This is a genomic window from Piscinibacter defluvii, from assembly GCF_004011805.1.
GTDB classification, from domain to species: domain Bacteria; phylum Pseudomonadota; class Gammaproteobacteria; order Burkholderiales; family Burkholderiaceae_C; genus Piscinibacter; species Piscinibacter defluvii.
On record NZ_RCHJ01000017.1, the window covers coordinates 109,793 to 133,759 of the forward strand.

A 23,967-nucleotide genomic window follows, 5' to 3' on the forward strand; every position below is an offset into this window, starting at 1 on the left:
CACAGGTCCGGCCAAGGGTTGGCGAGGACTGGCGCTGGCGTCGACGTCCATGGGAGCCTCGCCAAAGTCACACCGCGTGCCCGCGCCGCCGCAGCAGCTCGGTGATCGCGTCGTCGATGCTCAGGCCCTGCGCCCGCAGCTCGTCGATCGGCGCGTTGTCCTCCAGCTTGTTGGAGAACAGCAGATGGGTCGCCGGGTCGAGGATGTTGCGCGCCACGCCTTCGCCCACCGGCGAGGAGATGTAGACCTCCGAGAACACGCCGGGCTCCGTGCGCAGCGAGTTGAGCAGCCGCTTCTTTGGCTCGTCCATCGACAGCCGCCCCTTGCGGTCGAGCATCTCGATCGACTCGGGCTTCTGCCGCAGCAGAAACACCCAGTCCGAGCAGTTGAAGGCCGCCTCCATCTGGGCCGATCCGTAGTAGTCGTCGGCACTCTGCGTGGCCGTGCCGAGCGATCCGCCGTACTTGCGGGCGCGACGTGCGGCTTCCTCGACCACGGCCGCCTTCACGGGGTCGTCGGCGCCGATGTCGCCCAGCTGCTGCTTGAGCTCGTCGATGAAGAGCACCTTGCGCCGGTTGCGCGTCAGGTACATCTCGCCGGTGATCTGGTGCAGCAGCAGGATGTTGACGACCGCATGCAGGTCGGGCCGGCGCTTCAGCTCCTCGTTCTCGATGACGACGAAGTCGTTGCCGAAGTCGATGTTGTTGCGCCCCTCGAAGAAGCGCTCGTACTGGCCGCCGCGGGCGTAGGGGTTCAGCATCACGGCCAGGTCGCGGATGCGCGGGTCCTCGCGCACGCCCAGCTCCTCGATGGTGCCGGCCTTGAAGGCGTCGCGCAGCGCGGTCACCGTGAGCGCGTTGCCGTGCTCGCGGAACAGCTTGATGACCATCGCCGAGATGGCCTTGTACTGGACCTCGTCCAGCGGCCGGGACATCGAGGCCATCTTGGAGATGGCCGGCACCAGCATGTCGATGTCCTCGTTGATGTCGACGATGTGCGTGAAGGGGTTGAGGCAGATGTCGACGTCGGGCCGGAACTCGATGTACGTGCCCTTGGCCTTGCGGCACAGCTTCTCGAACGACCGACCGAGGTCGAGCATCCAGACCTTGGCGTCGATGGCCCGGTAGGACCAGGCCATCTCGTTCATCAGCACCGACTTGCCGGACCCGGGCGCGCCGATGATCGCGAAGTTGTAGTTGCCCAGGTCGTTGTCGAAGATGTCCAGCGTCATCAGCTGGCCGCGCCGACCACCGAAGACCAGGGCCGGCGTGCGCGTGCCGCGCCACTCGGCGATCAGCGGTGCCAGGTGGATGGCATTGGCCATCGTCTTGCGCGAGACGCGGCGCATCTTGGCCAGGTCCTTGTGGAAGGCCTCCGAGAGCGTCATCGGCAGGCTTGCCAGAAGCGCCTGCCGGTGCATGTAGACATCGGCGTTGAGCTGGAAGCCCCGACCGCGCCAGATCGCGTTGGCGGTCTCCTGGGCGGACACGGCCTTCTCGGGCGGCGAGAAGATCGCCAGCTGGTGGTACAGGCTCACCAGGCTGCTGCCGACGTCGATGGCGTTGGCCGCCGCGGTCCAGTCCTGCAGCTTCTTGCCCACGTCGGGCATCACCTCGGCCATCTTGCTGCGTGCGTTCTGGGTCGCGCGCACGTGGTTGGCCGTGACCACGGACTTCATGACGTTGGGGTCGAGCACGTGCACGCCCATGGTCAGCAGGAAGGGCGCGCTGTACTGCAGCGCCGGCTGCATCAGGTCGCCGATCAGAGAGCCCATCTGCCACAGTGCAAAGCGCTCGGGGAAGGACTTGATCGAGTAGAAGCGTGCTTCCAGCGATCCCTCGTGGCCCTCCTTCCAGAGGGTCAGGCCGGCAGGATGCGGGTCCTGGATGGTGTCGAAATCGACGATCTGGTCGCGGATCTCGCGGCCGTCGTCGTAGTGGAGGTTCGGCGCGTCGGTCTGGGAGACCCGGTCCGGGTTGGTGAATAGCGCACACCAGTTGATCAGGTCCGCGGCGTCGCAGACACGGCTGGGCAGCGACGCCGAGCGCAGCGTGGACGCCATGGACTCGCGCAGCGCGACCAGCTCGTCGCGCCGGGTCAGGTCGCCGGCCTGTTCCACGCCGCCGGGCACCGACACGCTCATCATCAGCCGGAAGTCGCGGATCGTGTAGTGGAAGCCGGTGGTCAGCGACTGCTGCGCGCCGTGCAGCAGGTGCCCCACGCGCTGCCGCGCGAGGCGGTGGAACAGGTTGTCGTTGCGCGCCGGGCGACCCCAGTGCTTGGCCTTGTCGGCCTGGTCGGCATCCTCGACGCGCAGGTTGGCGTAGCGCCGCAGCTGCTCGCGGATGTGCGGCGATGCGAACAGGTGGAACTGGATCCCGGTGGCTGGCGGGCAGGTCGAGTACAGCGAGATCAGCACCTCGGCCATGCGGTCGTCGGCACCCGACTGCGGCATCAGCTCGAGCATGAAGCCCAGGCTGTCGCGGTTGACGAAGAGCTTCTCGTCGGCGAGGTAGGCCGAGTAGGGCAGCCAGGACGCGAACTGCTCGGCCGGCGTGTCGGGAGGCGAGCCCAGGCCAAGCCAGCCCAGGTTGCCATGGCCGGGGCGGCTGGCGCCGGGAAAGGCGGCGGATCGGGTCGAAGCGGTCTGGGCGAACGGGGTGGGCATGGCGCGTGCCTCGCAGGGATGGCCGGAAGAGGTGTCAGGTCAGTCGTTGGGTTCGTTGCCACGCGGATCGACGGGCATCTGCGGCCGGCCCGCCGGAGGTGTCAGGCCGGGCAGGGATAGCGAACCACTCGGTTGATCTGCCCGACCCGACTGGTTCGATGTCCTGGGGTCGCGCGACTCGGTGCCGCCGCCGGCAGAACGTGCGATTGCGGGCGGCGGAGGCCGCAGCGGTGCGTAGGCATCGCGGATCTGCCGCTGCGCGTGCTCGACGAGCCACTGGCCATCGTCGACCCGGACGTAGACGTAGCCCTGGTCGTGGAGGTCGCGATCGGCGTCTTCCCAGGGCTTGAACCAGAGCCGCAGGATGCGGGCCGAGGACCGGAGCGGCATGGCCGTGCGCAAGGGCGGCGGCGATGGCGAGAGGGCGATGCGGGAGGCCGCCGCGCCCGCAGCGCCCGCCGCGGCTGCGCCGGCGATGCCCTCCGCCGCGCGCGGAGCTTGCATGGTGCCTCGGCTGGCACCGGCTGTTCGCCGCTGACTCGGCAGGTTGTTCTGCACGGCATTGGCGTAGGTGCCGGAGACGGAGTCGCAGGTCACGCCGTCCGGGGCCTTGCAGGCATAGCTGGAGCTGCCGCTGAGACCGCTCATGCTCATGCAGCCGCTCAGCATCCAGGCCAGCAGCACCGGCGCCGCGGCCAGTCCGGTGGCTGGGGCAGCACGCGATGTCGGAGCCGCGGGGAACTCGACGGCGGACTGCTTCATGGCTTGCCCCCCGCCACCTGCGACACCTGCTGGAGGCGAGCGAGCAGCACGGTCCGGTCGACGTAACCGTCGGTTCGAGTGCCATCCGCCCAGACCAGGGTGGGCGTGCCCTGGACGGCGAGGCGTTGCGCGAGCGCGAGGTTGCGATCGAGCGGGTTGTCGCACTCCGGAGCCCGCGAAGCTGCCGGGTCGCCCGCTGGCCTGAGCAGCGAGGTGTCGCCCTGCAGCATGAACTGGTGCCAGGCCTTCTCGCGGTCCGCCGCGCACCAGATCGAGACTGGGCGCGCGCGGCCCTGGAAGGGCACGAGGAAGGTGTAGATCGTCACGTCGTCCAGGCCGGCGAGCTCGGGCTCGAGCCGGCGGCAGAACGAGCACCCCGGGTCGCTGAAGACGGCGATGCGACGGTGCTCGTTGCCGCCGCTGCCTCGCACGGTCTTGATCGCGTCCGCCAGCGGCAGCTGGTCGAAGGCAATGAGGGAGTCGGGAGCCGGCATCCTGTCGGCCTGCGCCGAAGGAACGCCCGCACCGGGCGCCCGGCCGGCCTGCGCAGCGATGGTGGCCGCGCGAGCCAGTCTGGGGCCGGTGAGGTCCTGCATGGTCTGGGTGTCGAAGACCCGGCCGAAGATGAAGTAGCGCGGATTCCGCGGCGACACGTAGGCCACGTTGCTGTTCATCCAGACCTCGTAGAGGCCGGCCACGGGCGAGCGCTGCACCTGCGTGAACTGGGTGCCGGGGTGCGCCTTGCGCAGCGCGGCCAGCAGCCGAGCCTCATCGGAGGCCGTGGCGCCGGCGTGGCCTGCGGAAAGGGCCGTCAGACCGGCCACGAGCCAGGCCGCCTGCCACCGGTGCCGGCCGGGAACATGCGGGGCGGGGGAGGTAAAGGCGAAGCCTGGTGAGGGCTTGTCAGTCGTTGGCATCGTCGGAGACCTCCGGGTTGCTCGGGCGGACTGCAAGGGGCGCGGCGGCAGCGGCGCTCATCGGCACGTCGATGCGGACGCCCTTGGTGATGACGACATCGATCTCGCGGCCGGCGTCGACCTCGATCACAGGGAAGGTGTTCTCGGCCAGCTTGATGTAGTACTGGGCGAGCCGGTCGAGGGCGCGGCCGACACCCGTGCCGAGCCCGGCCCGGTAGGCATCGGCGCCCGAGGCGCTGGTGATCGTTCCCAGCGGCGAGGTGCTGACGTTGGTGGACGAGGTGGCCAGGCCCTGGCCGATGCCGCTGACCACGCCGGCCAGCAGGGCGTTGGCCAGCATCTGGCCCTGCTTGGTGACCAGCCGCCCGCGCATGCCGACCTTGCCGTCCTCGCCGTAGACGCTGCCCTGGATCTTCACTTCCAGGGTCGCGCCGTCGGCGCGGACACACGAGAGGTTCTCGGTGCGGAGGTAGGCCCGTTCGGAGCTGATGTCGCCATAGCCAGCCGCGATGACGAAGCACTCGCGGTACTCGCCACGGAAGCGGTTGGGTAGCACCGCGTTGTCCGACAGGCGGATCAGCACAGGGTGGGGGTTGGACTGCGCCTGTCCGCCGGTGGGTGCGTCCAGTCCGCCGAGCAGCGTGCCGCGCGTGAAGCTCACCGGCAGCCAGGTCGACACCGTCCGAGGCTCGGCCGCCGGTGTGCCGGCACGCTCCGAAGCGCTGCCGCTCGAGCCGGGGTTGCCTTGCATGCTGCGATCGACCAGCGTGACGCGGCTGATGGCTGGCGCCGCCGGTGCTGGGTCGGCCGTCGGCAGCCCCGGCATGCCCGCTGGCAACTGTCGGCCGGCCATGCCCGGGCCGTAGGTCGAAGGGAGCGGCAGGCTGGCCGCCGGCGGCAGCCCGGTCGGCGTCGTGCCGGCCGAGACCGACGGCAAGGCGGGTGGGAGTGGTGCAGGCACGGGCGGAACCGGGGCTGCAGCAGGCGCCGGAGCAGCGGCGCCCTGGGCCGCCTGCGTCGCCGAGGTCAGGCGCTGTTCCAGTTCCGCGAATCGCTGCATCGTGCGGGCCTCGAAGGCCTGGCGGTCGCGGTTGAGCCGGGTCTGCTCCTCGCGCTCGCTCTCGTACTGGGCGAGCTTGCTGCCTGCGGTGCCGACCCACTGGTCCACCGGGTTGACCTGCTGGCCCGGCGGCATGACGCCGATGTTGGTGACCGGCCCTGGCGCGCCGGCGGCGGGCTTGCGCGCACCGGATGACGAGCCGGTGTCCGTGGACGCGAAGATCAGCCACAGCAGGCCCACGCCGGCGGCCACGATCACACCCAGCAGCGCGAACTGGCGCTGGCGCGGCGTCATCCGCTCGGCCAGTTGCGCGCCGAGGCGGGTGGCCGACTGGCGAAGGGCGGCTGCGGAGGGGGGCAGGGGCGACACCATCACTGGCCTCCGCGGCGGATGACGAAGACGTTGGTGGTCTCGCCCGGACGCAGGTTGTGGTGCTCAACAGCCACAGCCAGCACCTGCCCACCCGACGGGCTGTCGGGTCGGTCGAACTCCTGCTCCGCCAGCACCATCAAGGCCTGGCTCACGTTCTGCAGCAGGTACTTCTCACCCACCAGACCCCGGCCCTCGTAGCGCCGCATCAGCGAGAACCTGGCTTCCGCCCAGAGCTGGATGGGCTGGTTGAGCTCGTCCATACGGATGTCGGGCGGCACGCGGTCGGACGCCATCGCCAGGAGCAGCGTCTTCATCCCCCGGATGTGGTTGGGGGCGGTGCCCAGCGGTGTCTGCGAGCCCGCGGCGCTGGTCGGGGACTGCATCGCCTGCAGTGCCCGTTGGCCGGGGTCGCGGATGACGATGGTGTCGGCCGGGGTGTCTGCCTTGCGCAGCACCAGCGTGTAGGTGGCGTGCGCCGACGAGATGAACAGGTTGACCGGCTTGGGCGAGTCGCCGACCGGGCGGATGTAGATCTCGCCCTTGTCGCGGTCGCACTCCAGCACGATCTCCCCCGCGGGGTTCACGGCCGGCAACGCGGCAGCCGGAGGCGCCCCGTTGCTGCTGCTGGAGGACGGCGCGGCGGGGCTGCAGTTGCTGGAGTGGATGTTGCCGAACACGTCCGTGATCGGCGCGCCGTCGATGCGGATGCGCGTGGGCTCCTTGATCGACAGCACGGCCTCGACGGCCACGCCGTCGCGGGCGTCCAGCACCTGCAGCGCGTTGGCCGGCGCTGCGGCTGCGAGCAGGCTTGTCACGGCCGCCCATGCGGCGACCGAGCGGAACCAGCGGGGAGTCAGGCAACCGCACGCCGTGAACACCACCGCTGCCGGGGCAGCGTGGCGACGGCGCTGCGGCCGGGAGTCACGGCGCGGCATGGGTCACCTCCTTGAAGGTCTTCAGGTGCATCCGGCCGCCGCTGTACGCGAAGCCCACCTCGTAGGCCTTGGCGTCGTTGGCCGTTTCCAGACCGTTGACCAGCGTGCGCAGCCGGCCGCGGACGACGACGGTCTGTGTGTCCTCGCTGGGCACCAGCTGCTGCGGCATGAAGAAGGTGCTGGCATTGATGCGCTTCAGCCGCGCCGCCTCCAGCTCCTGGCGGGTCTTGAGCTCGCCGTGCTGGTCGGGCTCGACATAGCCGAGCAGGATGTCCTTCTTCCAGTCGATGGAGGCCGGCGTCACGTCCAGCACGAGCCAGGCGATGAAGGCGCCCATCTGCTCGAGGTACTCGCCGCTGGCCTTGTCGCGCGAGACCCAGAAGGACTTGTTGATCGACGGCGGCACGACGACCGTGCGCACCGTGCCCAGCAGGTTGAGGATCACCACCAGGGCCAGCACATGCGCGGCGGCCAGCAGGCCCACGGTGAGCGCCAGGCCGCGGTTGCGGCGGCGCATCTCCTTGATGTCCCCGTTGAGGCGTTCGAAGTCCATGGTGGCGGCCTTGGGGTCAACCGACCATGCGCCGGATGTGCGACGGCGGCGTGGCGCGCATCGCCGTCAGCGGGCTGGTGGGCAGGTGCCAGTACAGCCAGTGCACCGCGAAGGCAGGGTGCTTGTCGGCCTTGATGCGGGCGATGGCGCGCGACGTGAGGAAGCCGGCAGCCAGGCACAGCGCGAAGGAGAACTTCGAGCCGGACATGTAGCCCATGAACAGCCCGAAGAGCAGGGGTGCGGCGACGTCGACGTCCCAGAAGCCGATCTTCCACTGGTCGTCCAGGCGGCGCGGGATGTAGGTGTCGGCGTGCATGCGGGCCTCCTGCTCTTCGGCTGCGCACGCGTCAGATCACCGCACCCATGATCGCGCCCGCGATCACGAGGCCGACTGCGGCAAAGATGGCCAGCCCGACATAGAACAGCACCGGGCCGAAGTTGCGCAGCGCGGCCAGCGAGATGAGCGCGACCACGAAGCCGACGAAGCCGACCAGGGCCTTGATGCCGGGACCCAGGCTCGCGATCTGCGTCAGCGCCGAGGTGAGCGGGCCGGTGATGCCGGTGAAGGCGACCAGGTCGAGGGCGTAGCCGGGAAAGGCGACGCTCAGGCCGAGCGCCATCAGCACGAAGAGCGAGACCGGCGACAGCAGACGCTTCGAGCGGCGGCTGCCGGCGAAGTGGGCCGTACCGGGGTCGTCGATGCCGTCGGTTGCGAGGGAGCCCGTGGCACGGGCGGGATGCACAGAGGCGAGAGCGGTGTTCATGGGAGTCCTCCGAGGGTTCAGGGCTGGGAGACGAAGGTGGATGGCGGTGGCGGTCGGGTCGGGTGCGGGTGATCAGCGGGTCGGTGGCAGGGTTCAGGGAAGTGCGGGTAGGGCCGGTTGGGCAGATGAGGGTCGGGCGAGCGCAGGCTCACTACAGGTCGGAGGGAACACGCCAAAAGGCGACCTCGACCCGCCGGTTGCGCGCACGGCCTTCCGGGGTGTCGTTCTCCGTGGCGTAGCAGCAGACGCCGCGTGCATCGACGTTGAGCTCTGCGTCAGCCAGATGCGGGTGGCGCGCCCGCAGGTACTGCGCGACCGCCGCCGCGCGCTGGCGGGCCAACCGGTCGTTGGCAGCCGCAGGTCCGACGTTGTCGGTGCGGCCCCGGACGTCGATGCGCCGGATGCCGTCGCCCGTGGCCGCGGCATCGATCGAGGCACGGGCGGCGGCCGTGAGCACCGCGCTCCCGAACGGAAAGCCCACGGCGATCTCGGACACCAGCGGTTCGCCCGCGTCCTCGGGCCCGATCGCGGTTCGCTGAGCAGGGGGCAGCGGTGCCTGGGGTCCGGCGATCACCAAGGTCTCACCGGGGCTCAGCGACTGTGCAATGACCGCATCCGAGCCCGGGGTGGAATCGGCTCGCCCTTCAGCCGCTGCTGCACGCGGCGGATCGACGGCCAGCGTCTTCGGCGTGACGACCGGGCAGACGGGCGGCGCGCACGCGGCGAACCGAGCCTGGCGGCCGTGGTCCAGCTGGGCGATCGACAGTCCAGCTGCGGCGCGCGCCGAAGTGGAGGGCGGTTGAGCGGCCTCTGGCCGCGAAGGGGGGGCACCAGTTCGGGGTGCGCTGCACGACGACGCGGCGCCAACGGCCGTCACCGCCAGCACAGGCACGGCCAAGAGCCGAAGCGGATGTCGCGTCATGGCGCCACCCTCGCAGCCAGGAGGATGGGCGCCGGTTGCGCCGCGTGCACAGGCCGCTGCGGGCTCGCCGCGACGGGACGGGAAGCCTCGCCGCTGGCGGAAGGCAGCCGGCGGTAGACCTTCCAGGCGTAGCTGGCCCGCGCCGCCGTGCAGGCCTCGCCCTTGAGCTGGCTGCAGGCGGCGTTGTAGGCGCCGACGGCGTTCCAGGAGGCACCGTGCCGCGCGAATGCGTCGGCCAGCAGCCACGCGCCGACGTGGATGTTCGTGCACGGGTCGTAGAGCTGCGCCTCGCCGATGCCATGCCGCGCGAGCGTCGGAAGGTGGGAGCTGTTGATCTGCATGAGCCCGATGTCGTAGGAGCCCGTGCGCTGCAGATGCGATCGGTTGACGGCGCGCGGGTCGAGGTTGGACTCGACACGCGCCACTGCGACCAGCAGGTGGGGCGACAGCCCGTAGCGCTGCGCCGCCTGCTCCCAGCATGCCTGGGCCTGCAACGGCGTCCAGCCGGTGGCGAGCGCTGCCAGCAGCCAGGGTCCTGGCATCGGCCGGATCGGCGACCGTCGCGCGGGGAACAACAGCGGCACCTGCATGGATCGACCCGTGACGTCTTGGTGGACAGGGCGACGCCGTCCCAGTCGGCCAGGTGTGGCCGACTGCAGGGCGTCGAGCTACGGGTGCGGACCGGCGAAGCGGTCAGGGTAGGAAGCGGGTGTGGAGCGGGTATTGAACGGGTACTGAGCGGGTCTACGGGGAGGCCACCTGCGGCGCGTGTGGTGCGAAACCCCAGCACCACCGCGCCGTCACCTTTCGCCTCATCCGGTGCGGGACGGGCGCCCGCGCGCGGCTCGGTCGGCCATGTTCAGCCGGGCCTGGCGCAGCACCAGCGTGTCGGCGCCCTCGTGCTGGCGGCACAGGGCCACGCAGGCCGTGGTCAGCTGGTCGAGCTGGAACTTGGGGTTGGGGTGGCGGTTGGCCGGCGAGCGCTGCACGGCCAGCAGCAGCTCGTACTGCGGGCGCCACATCGACTCGCGGCGCCTGGGCGTCAGCGGCGGGCGCAGCACCAACTGCGTGCCCAGGAAATCGAAGATCCGCGCTGGCGCGTCATCGTGCAGGAAGACCAGCGACACGCAGGCGCTGATTAGGTCCGGGAAGCGGAAGGTCGGCGAGACGTTGCCCTCGCTGCGCAGCACCGTGAACAGCCAGTCGTGCTCCTCGAGCCAGAGCCGGGTCTCGATGGTCTCCGGGTGTTCGCCGTCGTGGGCGCCGGAGCCGGTCTGGCCAGCCTGGGGGGCGGCGTCGCAGCGGGCAGCGGGCAATGCAGAGTACATGGCGCGGTCCTCGTTCGGTGGCTTCAGGATCTGAAGGCCGTGCTCTGTCGAGCGCGTGACCGAAAGGGTAGGAGCCGGCTGCCGCCGCGGCGCCGCGGAATGGCGCGTTTGCGAGGGGGGTTTCGGGGTTGGTCGGATCGATCTCACAAGCGCGGGTAGTCGACTCGTCGGCGTCACATCAGGAGGGCTGGCAAGAGGCCGGCGGCTACACTCCCGCCCAGCCTACTGACCTGCCATGAGTTCTCCCGCGCACCTTTACACCTTCGGCTACGAAGGCCTCGACATCGCTGCATTCATCGAGCGACTCAAGAGCGCCGGCATCCGCAGCGTCGTGGACGTGCGCGAACTGCCGTTGTCACGCAAGCGCGGGTTCTCGAAGACGGCGTTCAACGAAGCGCTGACGGAAGCTGGCATCGCGTACTTCCATGCACCTGCGCTCGGTTGCCCCAAGGACGTGCGCGAGCAATACAAGCGCGATCAGTCATGGTCGCGATACACCACCGGTTTCATGAAGCACCTGGGGCAGCAGCGGGCTGCGGTCGCCGAACTCGCGAAGCTGGCGAAGTCCACCAGCGCGTGTCTCGTGTGCTTCGAGGCCGACTTCAACTTCTGCCATCGCACCTACGTCGCCCGTGCCGCGCATGCTGCGGGTGCGCCGTCGGTCATGCACCTCATGGCTAGAACAATGTGCTCTGACTCGGGTCTTCGGGCTGTGGCATAGGCGGGTAGATTAGGCTCACCCCGAGCCACTGGTCTGGAAATCGGTGCATGGTGCCCATCAGGAGCATCAAGTCCTTTGCGAGCAGGTCTCGCTCCAGCTTGTCCCGGAACGGCGCTTCCCATCGGCTGCCATGTTGCCGGCGAGTGTTCCGGTAGAGCGCACACACCTCCCAATCAACCAGCTTGACCCTGACCGACTGCTGCGCATCCGCCGTCTGGTACTCGCAGTGGTAGTAGAAGTCGAACGGGATCTTCTCCAGCAGTCGGACCTGACGCTGATCTTCCTCGGCATCGAACAGGCTGTTCTGCTGCTGCATCTGTAGCAGCTTGGTCCGCTCGTCTGGCGTCCAGTCCGCGTTCTTCGTGGGCTTGATCTCGAGCGAGGTGATGCGGTTTGGCTTGAAGAGGGCGAGCGTGTTGCCTTGCGCCAGCCGCGTTTGCTCCATCGCGCCGAAGTCGGTGTAGACCGGCTGGCGCGCCAGTAACGCCATGCGGGCGGGCCAGCCGCGTTTGCCGGCCTTCATGGGTTCAGCGTCACAGGCGATCGTGTCGACGAAGATGCGATGGCTCACCGAACTGGCGCACGACAAGGAGTTCCTCGATGGGCCACTCGGCCGCGGCCGCATCACGTGCAGGTCCGCCGTCGGGCGCCTCGTCGGCCTCGTTCCCAGGCTTGATGCAGAGCGCGAAGCCATCCTTGATCTTCTGTACCTGCCACACGTCCTTGATGGAACCGTCGCGACGGCAAACCAGATCACCTCGCCGCGGCTTAGCCTTGTGCAGCGGCAGCAGTTCAGGAAGATGGTCCTCGAACACGAGTCCAAACTTCTTGTCCTTCGAAGCCTTGGCCCACTCAGCGGCAAGCCGGTCGCGCAGGCGGGGGTCGGTGACCTGCGAGATCAAGTCGTGGATGGCTGACAAACGATCCTCCTCGCTTCTTGTTCGGCCGTGTGGCCGTGAGCGTGATTGCAGTTGATACAGACGTCTTTGGTCTGGGGCGCGCCTCGACGTGCAGTTGAGCAGAGTTTGCCGGAGCTCATGAGTTCGATCCCGGCAGCTCAGTGGCGCCCATCCAATAGCAAAGCAGTGGCGCGGGCACTCGCATGACCTGCGTGCCAGCAGCCAGGCCCTGCATCAGGCCGAAGTCATCGAGCGACTTGGTGACGACGTAACCGCGCTCGATGCGTTTCGATTGGCACAGTTCGACCAGGCCCTTGAGTTCCCGAGCCCCGGTGTGCTGGGCGCGGTACTTCACCTCGAAGGGAATGAGCTCGCCGCCGACTTCGGCCACCAGGTCGACCTCGTGGTCGCGTTTGCCACGCCAGTAGCTGAAGCGGACGTTCTGTGCGTAGTACCGGGCAAACAAGTGCTTGAAGACCGCGGTCTCGGTGGCAACTCCCAGCGCGGATGCGTCTTCGAGGATGGCCTTGCCCTTGAGCATGACGGCCGGCGCGATGGCGGCATCGGCCAGGTAGATCTTGAACCGCGCGCGGAGCACGTCCTTCCCGTAGCCGAACGGGGCGAGGCGATAGATAAGGTGCGTGGCCTCGAGCAGCTCGATGAAGTTCTGGGCAGTGGGGCGCTTGACCTCCAGGTTGGCGCACAGGTCCACCATGTCCAGCAGGCCGCCATCGTGCATGCACAGGTACAGGAAGGTGTGCTCCAGGTCCAGCACGCGCCGCACGCCGAACAGCGCTGTCATGTCGCGCTTGAGCACCTTGTCGATGATGTCTTCGCGCAGCAGGCGCTGGGCCTGCGTGATGCTGTCCACCTGGGCGGTCTGGGGAAAGCCGCCGCGCACGAGGTACTCGTGGAAGTGGCCCACGTACGGTGCTGCCCGTTCCGTGACGCGATAGAAGTCGGCCGCCTTCCAGTCGAAGAGGTCCCGCAGGCTGCGCAGCCGCGGCAGCTCTGGCAGCTCCAGTCGCTTGATCTGCAGATATTCGTAGAACGACAGTGTCGTCAGCCGGATCGTGTGCCAGCGGCCGACACCTGACTCCTGGTCGGCTTCCACCAAAGGCATGGCGGAGCCCGTGAATGCGATGCGCCGGTCCTTGCGGAAGTCGACCTGATGCTTGACCCAGGTGCCCCAGTCACGAATGAACTGGGCCTCGTCCAGCAGCAGGTACTCGGGGCCGTCGGCGCGCGGCTCGCGTTCACGCCATGCGTCGATGACCGCATCGATGCCGGCCAGCTTGAGGATGGGATGGTCGAAGGTTGCGTACAGGATGTTCGCGCCTGGCGCACCACCACGGAGCAACGTGTCGGCGGCCTGCAGCAGCAGCGTGGTCTTGCCGATCTGGCGTGCGCCGGAGAGCAGCACCGCTCGCGGTGCTGGTGGCTGCGTCATCCAGGCCTGAAGCTCGCGAAATGCCGCGCGGCGCCAGGTCGGCAGGTCGGCAATGGCTTCGCCCCTCCACCAGGGGTTGAACTGGGCGAGGACGGCGACGAGTTCTTCTTTGGAGACCCTCATCCGCCGGATGGTACCAGCATGCGGCGTTTAGTTAAAGCACACTTGTACTGTGCGTCGATAATAGCGAGCTTTGGTGGTTTCTGGGGCCCTTGCTCACCGAGCAGCCTAGCCGCGACGGTGGAAGTGGGCGACCGACCGCCCCCAGAGCAGGGCCAGAGCGGACAAGCCCGCCGGTGCAACCAGAGGGTGAAGGGATGCCGGCAGCACCAGCGCGACGACGCCACCGCAGGTTAGCAGGATGGCCAGCGATGCATACAGCGCGAAACGCTCCGGATCGTGGTGCAGGAACTCCTTGGACTTGATCACTCTGCTGATTGCGCCGTCCGCGACCGCTGCGGCAAGGAAGGCGGCCATCCAAGGCAGCCACTCCAGCATCGCCGACAGCCTGAAGGCGGCCAGCAGCACGAGTGCATCGATCGCACGAAAGTAGCTGTTCCCGAACAGCCGCCGGTTGACGGAAGCCATCTCCCTCGCCACGGCGCCGTCCACACCGCTGGCCGCCGACGCACCGGCGGTCGGGGGAATGGGCGTTGCCTCTTGTGCCGCGCCCTGGAGGACCAGCGCCCGGTCGAGGATCCGCAGCGCAGGCGTCTCGCCCCAGAGCGCTTCCATCGCCTGGTGCTCGCTTCGGATCTGCGCCAGGAACCGTTCCGGCGGTTGCGCCGATGGCAGGTAGAGCACCAGCACCAGCAGACAGAGCAGGGCGGCGATGCTGACGATGCGGATCACGACGGTTGCCCCGTCATCGCAGCTGGAGTCCGGATCGCCTTCGGTGGCGTCGAACGTGTTGCTCTGGGCTCATCCGCATCCGGGTCGAGGATCGGAAACCGACCCTTGATGATCCGCCCGCCCGACACCGAGGCGAAGTACTGCAGGTTCGGCAGCTTTCCCAGCACGTCGGCCGGCACCATCTCCTCGAAGCTCTCGGTGAGCTGCGTCGAGTAGCTCGACGAGAAGTCGCCCAGGTGTGCGTCGGCGCCGCTGCTCAGGCCCACGCGCACCGAGTGGATCGCGGTCTTGCCGAAGGTCTCGACCACGAAGTCCTGCGTCGGCCGGTCCTTGGATCGCAGCGCGATCAGGTTGTTCAGGTTGCCCAGCGCCATGCGCGCCGCGTCTTCACTGCCCAGCCGCTTGGCCAGGTCGGCCAGCGTCTGCATCGCGCAGGTGGTGAAGATGCCACCCTCGGCACCCTTGTTCAGGATCTCGATCAGCGGCTGGTTGATGACGTTCGACACCTCGTCCACGAACAGCGAGATGCGCCGGTAGCCGCCCAGGTTGTAGCGCATGCCCGCACGGGCGGCCAGGTCGGCCAGGGCCAGTGCGCCGATGGCGGTAGCCACCGACGGGTCGGGCAGGGAATCGAGGCACATGTACAACACATGGCCCGCGCGCTCTATCTTCTCGAAGTTCATGATCGGCCTCGCATCACCGGCGTCGAAGGGGTCGGGCGACAGGCTGCGGCCCAGGTCGCCCGAGGTCAGCATCGAGAGCACCGGCAGCAGGTTGGCGGTGATCTTCTGGTAGTGCTCGCGGTTGTGGCGGAAGGTGCGCACCTGGGCGTCAAGCACCTTGTTGCGCTGCGACTGCGGGACGTGGTGCTCGTAGAAGGCGACCAGGGCCAGCAGGTCCGCACTGGCCGCCTCCGACGGGCGCTTCATGTTGCCGCGGTGCGCGTCGTGCAGCAGCTTCTTCATCTCCGGCTGGTCGCGCCAGCCGGTGCCGAGAAGCCGCTCGTAGAAGCGGCGCAGTGTCGCTTCCAGCACGGGCTCGATGCCGCCCTCGATGTACTTGGTGAGCTTGACCAGGTTCGGCCGCTCCTCCAGTTCGACCAAGCCCTGCACGACCACGTTCACGGCGTCCCAGCCGAAGGCGGAGAAGGCGCCGGCCGTGTCCGGCGGCATGATCGACTGGATCCGCGAGGCGATCTCGGTGGGCTTCTGCCAGTTGAAGGTGAAGTCCAGGCGCACGCCGGCCTCAGGAAAGGCGGGGTGGAACTCGAGGAAGGTGTCGGCCTCGCGCCAGTCCTCGCAGGCGCGCTGCGTGACACGCTTCAGGCGGCGGCTGTTCTTGGGATCGATGACGATCACCACGTCGCCGCGGCGGACGGCCTGCGTCACCAGGTTGGCCAGCGCCACGCCCTTGCCCGACTGGGTGGTGCCCACCAGCAAGGTGCCGCCTTCGAAGTTCTGCAGCGGCCGGTGCAGGGGCACCTCGCGCGGTTCGACGCCATGGATGTAGGGCAGACCGATCTCGGCATCGGGTTGCGGTCGTGCGTCGTAGCCCAGCACCTGCAGCAGGCGGGGCGACACGGTGAACTCCCGGTAGTCGACCTTGGCCAGTTCGTAGAGGCGCTGCGAGTGGACGGGCCGCCACTCGAAGCCGAAGCCCAGGAATACCGCGTCAGGCTTCTCGGTCCAGCGGGCGACGGCCCGTGTGCTCAGCACCTGGATGCCGCGGCCGGAGAGCGAGGCGCGCAGCACCAGGGTGTGAACGCCCTGCGCCAGCCGCAGGACGCCCATCGCCAGGCAGAAAGCGGCGAGCGGGAGTGCGAGCTGTCGCGGGAGGAGGCCCAGTCCGCCGGTGACTGCGAAGAACAGCAGGGCGGATGCCCAGACGGCGGCGGCGTACACCTCGTAGGCGCGCCGCCAGGGCATCTCGTAGCGGCGCATCAGCATGTCAGGGCTCCTCGTGCGCGGCCGGCTCGAAGGCGGCAGGGTCGAAACCATCGATGCAGGCTGGGGCAACGACCAGCCCGATGGTCGGCTCGCCGCGGAAGTCGGCCGTGACGGTGGCCGGGCCATCCCGTCCGGCATGTACCAGCAGGCCGACATCGGCCAGCGCCCGACCCGCCAGCGCGGGCTGCACGCCATGCCGCTCCAGTTCAGCCAGCGGCACGAACAGGCCGGCCGCGACAGGTGCGGCGGCCGCAGCGCTGCCCGGCCCATTGAGGGTGCCGACGATGGCCGCGAGGGCATCGCGCACGGCAGGGTTCAGGCGCATGGGTGCGTTCAGCTTGAAGGTCGGCGCCGCGGCCGGCGGCGGGGAGGGCGGAGGGGGCGGCGACGGGACAGCCAGGTCGGCAACGACAGCAGGGGGCGGTGCCGGGGTCTGTGACACCGGCGGCGGGGATGCGCGAGCTGCCGGTGATGTGGCCACCTCGGTGGCGTCGAGCAAAGAGAACTGGGTGCCGGGCGGCGGTGCCGGGGCTGGCGCCGGTGCAGTCGTTGGCGCCTTCTGTGTGGTCCGCGTGGCGCCAGGTGGGCAGACCAACGAGATGGTCAATGGCTCGGCCGGCGGCGTGACACCGTTCAGCAGGATCGCCGGCGATGCCAGCTTCACAGCCTCCGCGGCGGTCTTCAACTCAGGCGGCAGGACGAACCAGGTCGAGGCGCCGTCCGGCTGCTGCACGAAGACCCCGGCCTCCAGAAGCAGATCGAGCATCGTCTCAGGCGCCTTCGGGATGCCGGCCAGCTGATCGGCTTCGAGGAGTGCCTGGACATCGTGGGCCGCCTGCGGCCACAGCAGGAACAGCCCATCGGACCCCAGCCAGGCGCGCGACTTCTCCCGGTTCGGGAACCAGCTGGGACTGCCGGATGCCAGGCGACGCATGGCGTCGACCAGGTACCGCTCAAGGTGCGAGCCGAACTGAGGCACACCGTAGCGATCGGCGTTGGCCTGCAGGTTCCGGTCGACCACCAGCGCGAGCGATCGACGCACCAGAGCGTCGAGGACGTTGTGGTCACGGTATACCGGCTGCCCGCTGATGCTGGACAGGAGGTGCGGGACGATGATGCTGTTGTCCTGCGCCAGGTACTGGAGCGTGGCTCCCGGGATGACCAGGGGCAGTGCGAACACGCCCAGGCCGCGCGACTCGGTGGCGTTCGGCCGCCAGCGAACGAAGTAGCGAGTAGCACTGCGCGATGCCAGCCAGTCGCCCAGGGGGACGAGGAACTGCGGCCACTCGCCACCCGCCTCGTCGGTCACGATCAGGTGGCTGAGCACCCGGTGCAGTTCGCAGCACAGGCCACCGATGAAGGTGGCCAGGCGCCAGCGCGGTTCAAGCTGGCGGCGCGCCGAGATCGTCGATCGTCCGGAGAAGATGTGCGCGTCGGTGCCTTGCAGGCTGTAGAACGCGACCTCCAGCCCGAGGTTCAGCAGGCCAGCAGGTGAGCTGAAGTAGTTGTCGGCGGTGGCGGGAAGGAGGTGGACATAGCTGGCATAGCGCTGCAGCAGCGGTTGCACCTCCGCGTCGAAGGCGTCTCGGGACAGGCCGAAGCACAGTCGGATGCGGCTGACGAGGTCGTCGGCGGATGCGAGCAGGTCAGGGACAAGCAGGGTGGCGAAGCCCGGGTCGGTGGCCGGGAACGCGGCGAGCGGGGCTGAGGACTGCATGGCGGGCGCAGACGAGTGCTGCGGCCATGCTGGCGCGAAAGGCGGGGGCGCGAACGGCGAAAGGAGCGGTCTGGTCGCGGGCTATCGAGGTCAGCAGCGCGGGGTACTCCGGTATCGCACCTCTGCGCGCCAGCGAAATCATGACCGCTAACATCGGAACGCGTCCTCGACCAATCGAGTCATGGACGGGGCTACGAAGACGGTGACATCTGCTATGGCTGCTGAGCGCAAAGCAATCTTCATTTCGCATGCCACACCCGAAGACAACCACTTTGTGCGGTGGCTCGGCGCCAAGCTCACGGCAATGGGCTACGAAGTTTGGGCCGACGTCATGAGATTGCACGGGGGCGTTGACTGGGCACGTGAGCTGGAGGGTGCACTTCGGAAGCGCGCTGCCAAGATGCTCCTCGTGTGCACGCCCACCGGGCTTGAGAAGCAAGGCGTTCGGAACGAAATTCAGATTGGGTCCGACTTGGCCCGAGAGCTGAATGACAAGGCCTTCATAATTCCACTTCGGCTTGAGACCCCCTACGAAGCTCCATTTCTGGTCGCCCAAGCGCAGTACATCGACTTCAAGTCAGGCTGGGCCAGAGGTCTGACGGAGCTGGCGGATTTGCTCCGCGACATCGGTCTCCCTCGTGAAGCCCCCGGCGCGATGACATCCTGGCTGGACAGCCATGCGCTGGGCGCCGACCAGCTACTGGGCAAGTCGGAGCCGCTGGTGTCTAACTGGCTGCAGGTTCAGAGACAGCCCAAGCGCATCCACTTCTGCGAGTCCGTTGTCGGGGCACCGCTGGAGCCCTTCCTTAACCGGCAGAACCACTCGTTCGCCGCAGTGCCACACCGTGCAGGCGTCATCACGTTTGCGGTTCCTGATGCCGACGGCAACCTGGGAGCTGGCCTGCCGGGGAAGGATGTCGCTTCGGTCTCGACCCGCAGGTTTTTGGAGGAAGGATGGCCAGACTACGGGATTGAGCCGTACCAGGCCAAGCGCATGTACTCCGACCTGGGCGCTCAGGCGTTCGACAAGTTTTGCCGAAACCGAGGTCTGAAAGGGTTCGCCGGATCGGGCAGGCGACTCAGTTGGTGGGGGGACATCAAGACAGCGCCGTCGGGCCAGGTGCGCTTTGATTGGAGCTACCGCCGTGGCTCCCGCCAGGTCATCGGCCAGTCAGGCAAGCGCGGCGTGCATTGGCACTATGCGATGAACGCGCAACTGCGAGCCTCGCCGCTATGGCACCTTCGCGTCTCGCCCAGGCTGGTTTTCAGCGAAAACGGCATGGACGCGATCGAGGACGCGAAACGATCACATGTGCTGCGGCGGTCCTTCGCAAAGGGCTGGCGGAATGCCCGCTGGCGCGACATGCTCTGCGCCTACCTATGGTGGCTCGCCGACCGGAAGTCGGAACTCCACCTCCCCGTAGGCGCGGGCGAGGTCATCGCGCTGGCCGTGCCACCCATGCAGTTCAGTTGTCCGGTGACTGTGCTCGAAGGAGACGAACTTCCGCCGGACGATGACGACCCGGACATTCCCGCCGACGTCTGGGCCGACGAGATGTCCGAGGAAGAAGAATGAGCCGCCCGCCTCGCCCTCAGTTGGTCCACGTCGAAGAGCCCAAGCTAGAGTTCCGGTACGGCCAGGAACTCGAATACTCGCGCGATGGCCTGTATTTATACGGGCCGGTGGATGCAACTGTGAACCCCAGGCCCATCCGCTACGGCTTCATAGGCACCAGGGCGGGGTTGGAACGTTTCGGCCGTTGGGCCGAGCAAGTGTCGTCGTTCATCGCCACGCCACCGCCGCGACGCGGCGCGAAGGAACACGAGCCACACCATGTCCCGTTTCCAGGCTTCGCGGAGGCCTTCAACGCGATATGGAGCACAAGGCCGACGCGCGTCATCAGCGACCTTGATGAAGCAGACCTACATCGACGCATCCACATCGCGAATCGTCATGAGGCCATCAAGGCGGTGGTCGATGTGTTTGTTGACCGATTGGTCGAGGCACACCGCCGGGACGAGGACCCGCCGAGCTTCTGGTACGTCGTCATCCCGGAGTTCGTGTACGAGCTCGGTCGGCCAAAGTCTACTGTCCCCAAGGCGGATCGAGTCGAGGGGAAGGTCACGCTGACGGAGCGTGACGCGCTCAGGCTGGCAAAGCAGCCGACGCTGTTCGGCGACGCCGAGGAGGAAGCCGAGGTCTACAAGTACGAGAAGAACTTTCGTCGACAGCTCAAGGCCAGGCTTCTGGACCAGAAAGTGGTAACGCAGCTCGTGCGGGAGAGCACGCTCGCTCCATGGGACTTCCTGAAGTCGAACGGGCAGCCAAAGCGCCAGTTAGAGGACCCGGCGACGCTGGCCTGGAAGCTTTGCTCAGGGTCGTACTACAAAAGCGGCGGCCGTCCTTGGCAGATTGGCTCAATGCGGCCTGGTGTCTGCTACGTTGGATTGGTCTACAAGCGGCAGAACGACGACGATGAGGCGAGCCACTCCGTTTGCGCGGCGCAGATGTTCCTGTCCGACGGAGAAGGCGTGGTTTTTCGCGGTGCACTCGGGCCGTGGTTCCACCCCGAGACGAAGCAGTTCCATCTTGATGCGTCGGCGGCTGCACGCCTAGTCGGCACGGTGCTCAACGAGTACAAGAGCAAGCACGGCAAGGAGCCGACCGAGCTCTTCATCCATGCGAAGTCTTCGTTTAACGACGACGAGTGGGCAGGGTTCACAGCTGCCTGCGAAGGGACGACCACGAATGTCGTCGGCGTTCAAATCTCGGACGCATGGGACCAGCTGAAACTGTTCCGGTCTGGCGAGTACCCGGTCATCCGTGGGACGGCCATGGTCATCGGCGAGCGGTCCGGCTTCCTGTGGACGTCCGGCTTTGTTCCGAGGCTCGGCACCTACATGGGGCCCGACACGCCGAATCCCTTGGAGGTGCGCATTCGCCGTGGTGAGGCATCGCTCGCGACAGTCATGCGAGACGTACTCGCCCTGTCGAAAATCAACTTCAACACCTGTCTCTTCAACGACCGTTCACCGGTGACCATTCGCTTTGCGGATGCCATTGGCGACATCCTCGTCGCCGCACCGCGGAACAATGAGCCGATGCTTCCATTCAAGTTCTACATTTGATCGCCGCGCGCGGTCGATCCTCAGGCCGATGGAGCCAGCGAGCGAACTGGACTGAACGTGGCGGCACCGGACGTTCGCAGTCCGTTGTTGGATGTCAGCAACAGCTGTATTGCCAGCCATGGGCCAGCGGCAGAGTGTCGGCAGGTTTGGACGTGAGGCTCATGGCCCACGCTGTCCTCCCATGGGTGCAGCAAGGTGCACGTTTGAAGGGCCGGCTTGCACCTGCAGTAGGACGAGCATCCCAAGCTGCTCCGCACTCGGCGCAACTAAAGGCTGCACCGGAAACGCCCCCTGCACCCGCGGGTCCGTGCCGTACCGCTGCACCAACTTGCAGAACGGGCAGTGGTCGTTCGACCGCGCCACGGAGCCGAAGGCCGCCAGGAACTCGCTGTGGCAGGTCGGGCAGGTGACGAGCGAGAAGCTCCTCGTGTCGGTGAGCCACAGGCCGTCCGTGTGCGCGGCCAGATCGAAGGCGCGGTCGAAGCTGATGCGGTGCGGCGGCTGGCAGATGCCGACGTAGTGGCGGTAGGCGCCGACGAGAGCCTCACCCGCAGAGAAGTCGGCGTCGCGCAGACGGCGGTACAGGGCCACGACGATCGAGGCCTCGGCGCGGTGGAGCAGGTTGGCGCCGTGGTACCACTCCGGGGAGTCCGGCGAGCGCCCTCGAGGCACGGCGAGGCGATCGGGGAAGAGCAGGCGCAGCGCCTCGCGGGGCGGCAGGCCCGTCAGATGACCGATGGTGCGCACGCGTGCACCGCAGGCCGCACAGGCCTTGGCCAGCGCCAGGGCGCGCAACTGGCGATCGACCCGCGACTGCATGGCCAGTGACCCGGCAACTGAGCGTCAGGCGGCCGAACTGGCCGTCACATGGCGGGGCGCGTGGACCGCGGCCAGCGGTCGAACCAGCGGCAGCGGTGTGTCGAGCAGGCTGACCAGGTCGCGGCGCGGCGGGAAGAGCGTCGCGTCGCCCAGGTTGGCCACGATGGCCATCAGCTGCTGGACGCTCATCGTGCCGAGCCGCTCTGCCTGCATGGCGTCGAGCGAGAAGCGGCAGCACGCGGCCGTGCGGTCGTGGAGGATGCCGTCGCGGATGGTAAGCAGCAGGGTCAGGTTGGCGATCTGCACATCGGAGAGCTGGACCTGGTTCATGGTGCGTCCTCGCGTGGGGACCACGAGCCCGTGCAGGGCAGGGTGGAGGGGTTGGTCGGTGGATGCGGGTCGTGTTGCGGTGGCTGAAGGAAGGGTTCCGGCGCTGTGCGGCCAGCATAGGGTGGGCGACAGGTCGACTTCAATGGGCGGCGCGGGCCTGTGCATCTGCTTACCGAATTGCCACTCGCAAGCCCTGGCGAATTCCGGCGAATGCGTGAGCGCCACCGCATGACGCGATGTGCGGCGTGAACGACGCCCTTGTCGGGGCGCCGTGCAACGTCGGCGCCGGTACGGTCGGCGAACGGGGTTACCCCCGCTCGCCGTCGTGCCGGACGGCCTGCTCAGGCCGTGCTCAGATCGCTTCGGCCAGACCCTTCCACTCGGCGGTGCCGAGCTCGATCAGCTTGCCGCCCAGCGCCTCGAACTCCGTGGCGCGGTCGTAGTCGTCGATCTCCTGGCTGTAGTGCGTCACCGCATTGACCAGCCCGTAGCCCGAGAGCTCGCCCTCGGTGATCAGATGCCGCAGCACGCCCGAGCGCTCGACATCGTTGAGCGTGTAGCGCTGGGCCAGCACCTCGACCGTCTTCACCGGGTCGCCGACGAGGGGGATCCTCAGCGTCTTCTGCAGCTTCTGCGCCGTCTGCCGGAAGCTCGCTTCCGACACCGCCGCCTGCACCACGTCGCGCACCTTCAGGAAGAAGGCCTTGTCGTCGGCACGCAGGGTGTCGTCCTGGTAGACCTGCAGGCCCTCGTCCTCGGTGCCGAGCGAACGGCCCACGTGCGTCTTGCGCAGCGACCGGTCGGCCGCGATCAGGCCGTTGCGGCAGACCAGCCGGTACAGCAGCGGCTGCACCGACAGCGTACCCTGGCCGACCTCGGAGTTCGAGATCACCACGCCGGCCTGCACCACGTCGCCCGGCGCCATCTCGTAGGTCAGGCGCGAGGTGATGCACTTCAGGTACATGCGCGTCTCGGTCAGCTCGACCGACTCGAAACGCACGTCGGGCAGCTGCTGCAGGATGGGCAGCACGCTTTCGGCGAGGTCGAAGTTGTCGAGCCGGCGGTAGCGGTCCGACAGCACCGCGCGCACCTGGCCGCCCAGGGTGCGCAGCATGCGCCGGTCGTCCTCGCTCTGCAGCCAGGTGTTGACGTTGCGGTCCAGCAGCACCGGTTGCTCCTCGCGCATGCGCTCGAAGTACGCGTGCGGGATCTTCAGCTTGTCGGCCAGCTGGCGGCGCGCCAGCGGCGTGACGCCGTAGCGCACCGGGTTGCCGGCTTCGTTGACGATGATGTGCGTCTGGCCGTCGTCGCCGGTGCTGTGATGCACCAGCTGCGACGGCACGATCAGGTCCTTCTTCGAGTGCAGCTGGCGCTCCAGTTCCTGGGCCAGGCTCACGAGGGTACGTCCGCTCTTCATGACTTTCTCCAATCGGGTTGGGGTGGGTGAGAAACGGGGACGGCACGGCCCACGTCGGGGCACGGGTCCCCGCAGTGGGTTGACGACAACAACTCGCCGCATGCAGCGCGTCCTGGGTGGATTGGCGATGCATCGGCGAGGCAGGGGCGCGACGTCGGTGACACGGGTGTCGCCATCGGTCGCGCGGGATCTCCAGGGCTGCCTTCGTGGCGCCGGGAGGCGTCACCTGGTCTGGCAGCTACCAGTCGGGAAACGACGGGGGGAGCGCGTCGGCCGCATGGCCGACGGCGCCTGACCTTTTCGCCGGCACCGGCAGGTCGTGGCGCAGGGCATGCGCCGACCCGTCCAGTGCCGCTGAAAAAGCGGGTGCGGCCCGCCGTGGCTCGCCGCACCCCAAGCTTCATGA

23 protein-coding genes are annotated in these 23,967 nt (G+C 67.9%); 3 read left to right on the forward strand and 20 right to left on the reverse strand.

What is annotated here, in order from left to right; translation table 11 throughout:
- Positions 1-67 precede the first annotated feature (67 nt).
- The 11 genes from traC to D9C15_RS25130 form a co-directional block, all read right to left on the reverse strand.
- On the reverse strand, positions 68-2,668 hold the full coding sequence (gene traC / locus D9C15_RS25080) for a type IV secretion system protein TraC (protein WP_128001248.1): 2,601 nt from the start codon (positions 2,666-2,668) through the stop codon (positions 68-70).
- 39 nt (positions 2,669-2,707) lie between these two features.
- The gene (gene traV / locus D9C15_RS25085) at positions 2,708-3,430 is read right to left on the reverse strand and encodes a type IV conjugative transfer system lipoprotein TraV (RefSeq protein WP_164886847.1); all 723 of its coding nucleotides are present in this window, start codon (positions 3,428-3,430) and stop codon (positions 2,708-2,710) included.
- Complete coding sequence (locus D9C15_RS25090; protein ID WP_128001250.1) at positions 3,427-4,347, reverse strand: DsbC family protein; 921 nt, start codon at positions 4,345-4,347, stop codon at positions 3,427-3,429. The genes traV and D9C15_RS25090 overlap by 4 nt, the downstream gene beginning before the upstream one ends.
- Positions 4,334-5,779, reverse strand: a complete 1,446-nt coding sequence (locus D9C15_RS25095) for a TraB/TrbI/VirB10 family type IV secretion system protein (RefSeq protein WP_104301929.1) — start codon at positions 5,777-5,779, stop codon at positions 4,334-4,336. Before D9C15_RS25095 ends, D9C15_RS25090 begins: the two co-directional genes overlap by 14 nt.
- Positions 5,779-6,714: a type-F conjugative transfer system secretin TraK gene (locus D9C15_RS25100; RefSeq protein WP_128001252.1), complete on the reverse strand. Its 936-nt coding sequence runs from the start codon at positions 6,712-6,714 to the stop codon at positions 5,779-5,781. The genes D9C15_RS25095 and D9C15_RS25100 overlap by 1 nt, the downstream gene beginning before the upstream one ends.
- Complete coding sequence (gene traE, locus D9C15_RS25105) at positions 6,701-7,267, reverse strand: type IV conjugative transfer system protein TraE (RefSeq protein ID WP_054022762.1); 567 nt, start codon at positions 7,265-7,267, stop codon at positions 6,701-6,703. Before traE ends, D9C15_RS25100 begins: the two co-directional genes overlap by 14 nt.
- 16 nt (positions 7,268-7,283) lie before the next feature.
- Positions 7,284-7,583 (reverse strand): type IV conjugative transfer system protein TraL, encoded by a 300-nt coding sequence (traL, locus tag D9C15_RS25110; protein ID WP_128001254.1) that lies wholly within the window; start codon positions 7,581-7,583, stop codon positions 7,284-7,286.
- Between the two features lie 31 nt (positions 7,584-7,614).
- Positions 7,615-8,031 (reverse strand): hypothetical protein, encoded by a 417-nt coding sequence (locus tag D9C15_RS25115; protein ID WP_128001255.1) that lies wholly within the window; start codon positions 8,029-8,031, stop codon positions 7,615-7,617.
- Positions 8,032-8,182: 151 nt separating this feature from the next.
- A complete protein-coding gene (locus D9C15_RS25120) occupies positions 8,183-8,953 on the reverse strand; it encodes an OmpA family protein (protein WP_128001257.1) in 771 nt (256 codons plus the stop codon).
- A complete protein-coding gene (locus D9C15_RS25125) occupies positions 8,950-9,495 on the reverse strand; it encodes a lytic transglycosylase domain-containing protein (RefSeq protein WP_128001259.1) in 546 nt (181 codons plus the stop codon). The genes D9C15_RS25120 and D9C15_RS25125 overlap by 4 nt, the downstream gene beginning before the upstream one ends.
- Positions 9,496-9,765: 270 nt before the next feature.
- A complete protein-coding gene (locus tag D9C15_RS25130) occupies positions 9,766-10,281 on the reverse strand; it encodes a hypothetical protein (protein ID WP_128001260.1) in 516 nt (171 codons plus the stop codon).
- Positions 10,282-10,516: 235 nt separating this feature from the next.
- Between D9C15_RS25130 and D9C15_RS25135 the strand changes: the two genes are divergently transcribed.
- Entirely contained in the window at positions 10,517-11,002 is a 486-nt protein-coding gene (locus D9C15_RS25135) for a DUF488 domain-containing protein (protein WP_128001262.1), read from the forward strand.
- Here D9C15_RS25135 and D9C15_RS25140 read toward each other — a convergent pair.
- The 6 genes from D9C15_RS25140 to mobH all read right to left on the reverse strand — a co-directional run bounded on the left by D9C15_RS25140 (position 10,959) and on the right by mobH (position 17,866).
- On the reverse strand, positions 10,959-11,573 hold the full coding sequence (locus D9C15_RS25140; protein WP_164886848.1) for a DUF8757 domain-containing protein: 615 nt from the start codon (positions 11,571-11,573) through the stop codon (positions 10,959-10,961). The two genes, D9C15_RS25135 and D9C15_RS25140, sit on opposite strands and share 44 nt — an antisense overlap.
- Positions 11,536-11,922 carry a hypothetical protein gene (locus D9C15_RS25145; RefSeq protein ID WP_128001266.1) on the reverse strand — a complete coding sequence of 129 codons (387 nt, stop codon included), beginning with the start codon at positions 11,920-11,922 and terminating at the stop codon, positions 11,536-11,538. The genes D9C15_RS25140 and D9C15_RS25145 overlap by 38 nt, the downstream gene beginning before the upstream one ends.
- Before the next feature lie 115 nt (positions 11,923-12,037).
- The gene (locus tag D9C15_RS25150; RefSeq protein ID WP_128001268.1) at positions 12,038-13,474 is read right to left on the reverse strand and encodes an ATP-binding protein; all 1,437 of its coding nucleotides are present in this window, start codon (positions 13,472-13,474) and stop codon (positions 12,038-12,040) included.
- Positions 13,475-13,579: 105 nt separating this feature from the next.
- Positions 13,580-14,203, reverse strand: coding sequence for an IncC plasmid conjugative DNA transfer DtrJ family protein (locus D9C15_RS25155; protein WP_128001270.1), 624 nt, complete (start codon positions 14,201-14,203; stop codon positions 13,580-13,582).
- On the reverse strand, positions 14,200-16,149 hold the full coding sequence (traD, locus tag D9C15_RS25160; protein ID WP_128001272.1) for a conjugative transfer system coupling protein TraD: 1,950 nt from the start codon (positions 16,147-16,149) through the stop codon (positions 14,200-14,202). Before traD ends, D9C15_RS25155 begins: the two co-directional genes overlap by 4 nt.
- Before the next feature lies 1 nt (position 16,150).
- A complete protein-coding gene (gene mobH / locus D9C15_RS25165) occupies positions 16,151-17,866 on the reverse strand; it encodes a MobH family relaxase (RefSeq protein WP_128001274.1) in 1,716 nt (571 codons plus the stop codon).
- A 181-nt stretch (positions 17,867-18,047) separates the two neighbouring features.
- On the opposite strand from mobH, the gene D9C15_RS25170 reads away from it, so the two are divergent.
- Positions 18,048-19,442: a toll/interleukin-1 receptor domain-containing protein gene (locus D9C15_RS25170; RefSeq protein ID WP_128001277.1), complete on the forward strand. Its 1,395-nt coding sequence runs from the start codon at positions 18,048-18,050 to the stop codon at positions 19,440-19,442.
- Positions 19,439-20,995 carry an argonaute/piwi family protein gene (locus D9C15_RS25175; protein ID WP_128001279.1) on the forward strand — a complete coding sequence of 519 codons (1,557 nt, stop codon included), beginning with the start codon at positions 19,439-19,441 and terminating at the stop codon, positions 20,993-20,995. The genes D9C15_RS25170 and D9C15_RS25175 overlap by 4 nt, the downstream gene beginning before the upstream one ends.
- Before the next feature lie 159 nt (positions 20,996-21,154).
- Here the strand turns inward: D9C15_RS25175 and D9C15_RS25180 are convergent, their stop codons facing one another.
- The 3 genes from D9C15_RS25180 to D9C15_RS25190 all read right to left on the reverse strand — a co-directional run bounded on the left by D9C15_RS25180 (position 21,155) and on the right by D9C15_RS25190 (position 23,561).
- Positions 21,155-21,814 (reverse strand): FlhC family transcriptional regulator, encoded by a 660-nt coding sequence (locus D9C15_RS25180; protein ID WP_128001281.1) that lies wholly within the window; start codon positions 21,812-21,814, stop codon positions 21,155-21,157.
- Positions 21,815-21,838: 24 nt separating this feature from the next.
- Positions 21,839-22,144, reverse strand: coding sequence for a hypothetical protein (locus D9C15_RS25185; RefSeq protein WP_128001284.1), 306 nt, complete (start codon positions 22,142-22,144; stop codon positions 21,839-21,841).
- A gap of 352 nt (positions 22,145-22,496) precedes the next feature.
- Positions 22,497-23,561, reverse strand: a complete 1,065-nt coding sequence (locus D9C15_RS25190) for a DUF932 domain-containing protein (protein ID WP_128001286.1) — start codon at positions 23,559-23,561, stop codon at positions 22,497-22,499.
- Positions 23,562-23,967: the final 406 nt, after the last annotated feature.

Coding starts and splice junctions, on each gene's coding strand:
- traL (WP_128001254.1), bottom strand. CDS start 7,583: ATGCACGCCGACACCTACATCCCGCGCCGCCTGGACGACCAGTGGAAG.
- D9C15_RS25090 (WP_128001250.1), bottom strand. CDS start 4,347: ATGCCAACGACTGACAAGCCCTCACCAGGCTTCGCCTTTACCTCCCCC.
- D9C15_RS25130 (WP_128001260.1), bottom strand. CDS start 10,281: ATGTACTCTGCATTGCCCGCTGCCCGCTGCGACGCCGCCCCCCAGGCT.
- D9C15_RS25125 (WP_128001259.1), bottom strand. CDS start 9,495: ATGCCAGGACCCTGGCTGCTGGCAGCGCTCGCCACCGGCTGGACGCCG.
- mobH (WP_128001274.1), bottom strand. CDS start 17,866: ATGCAGTCCTCAGCCCCGCTCGCCGCGTTCCCGGCCACCGACCCGGGC.
- traC (WP_128001248.1), bottom strand. CDS start 2,668: ATGCCCACCCCGTTCGCCCAGACCGCTTCGACCCGATCCGCCGCCTTT.
- D9C15_RS25185 (WP_128001284.1), bottom strand. CDS start 22,144: ATGAACCAGGTCCAGCTCTCCGATGTGCAGATCGCCAACCTGACCCTG.
- D9C15_RS25180 (WP_128001281.1), bottom strand. CDS start 21,814: ATGCAGTCGCGGGTCGATCGCCAGTTGCGCGCCCTGGCGCTGGCCAAG.
- D9C15_RS25190 (WP_128001286.1), bottom strand. CDS start 23,561: ATGAAGAGCGGACGTACCCTCGTGAGCCTGGCCCAGGAACTGGAGCGC.
- D9C15_RS25095 (WP_104301929.1), bottom strand. CDS start 5,779: ATGGTGTCGCCCCTGCCCCCCTCCGCAGCCGCCCTTCGCCAGTCGGCC.
- traV (WP_164886847.1), bottom strand. CDS start 3,430: ATGAAGCAGTCCGCCGTCGAGTTCCCCGCGGCTCCGACATCGCGTGCT.
- traE (WP_054022762.1), bottom strand. CDS start 7,267: ATGGACTTCGAACGCCTCAACGGGGACATCAAGGAGATGCGCCGCCGC.
- D9C15_RS25100 (WP_128001252.1), bottom strand. CDS start 6,714: ATGCCGCGCCGTGACTCCCGGCCGCAGCGCCGTCGCCACGCTGCCCCG.
- traD (WP_128001272.1), bottom strand. CDS start 16,149: ATGCTGATGCGCCGCTACGAGATGCCCTGGCGGCGCGCCTACGAGGTG.
- D9C15_RS25115 (WP_128001255.1), bottom strand. CDS start 8,031: ATGAACACCGCTCTCGCCTCTGTGCATCCCGCCCGTGCCACGGGCTCC.
- D9C15_RS25175 (WP_128001279.1), top strand. CDS start 19,439: ATGAGCCGCCCGCCTCGCCCTCAGTTGGTCCACGTCGAAGAGCCCAAG.
- D9C15_RS25135 (WP_128001262.1), top strand. CDS start 10,517: ATGAGTTCTCCCGCGCACCTTTACACCTTCGGCTACGAAGGCCTCGAC.
- D9C15_RS25120 (WP_128001257.1), bottom strand. CDS start 8,953: ATGACGCGACATCCGCTTCGGCTCTTGGCCGTGCCTGTGCTGGCGGTG.
- D9C15_RS25170 (WP_128001277.1), top strand. CDS start 18,048: ATGGACGGGGCTACGAAGACGGTGACATCTGCTATGGCTGCTGAGCGC.
- D9C15_RS25150 (WP_128001268.1), bottom strand. CDS start 13,474: ATGAGGGTCTCCAAAGAAGAACTCGTCGCCGTCCTCGCCCAGTTCAAC.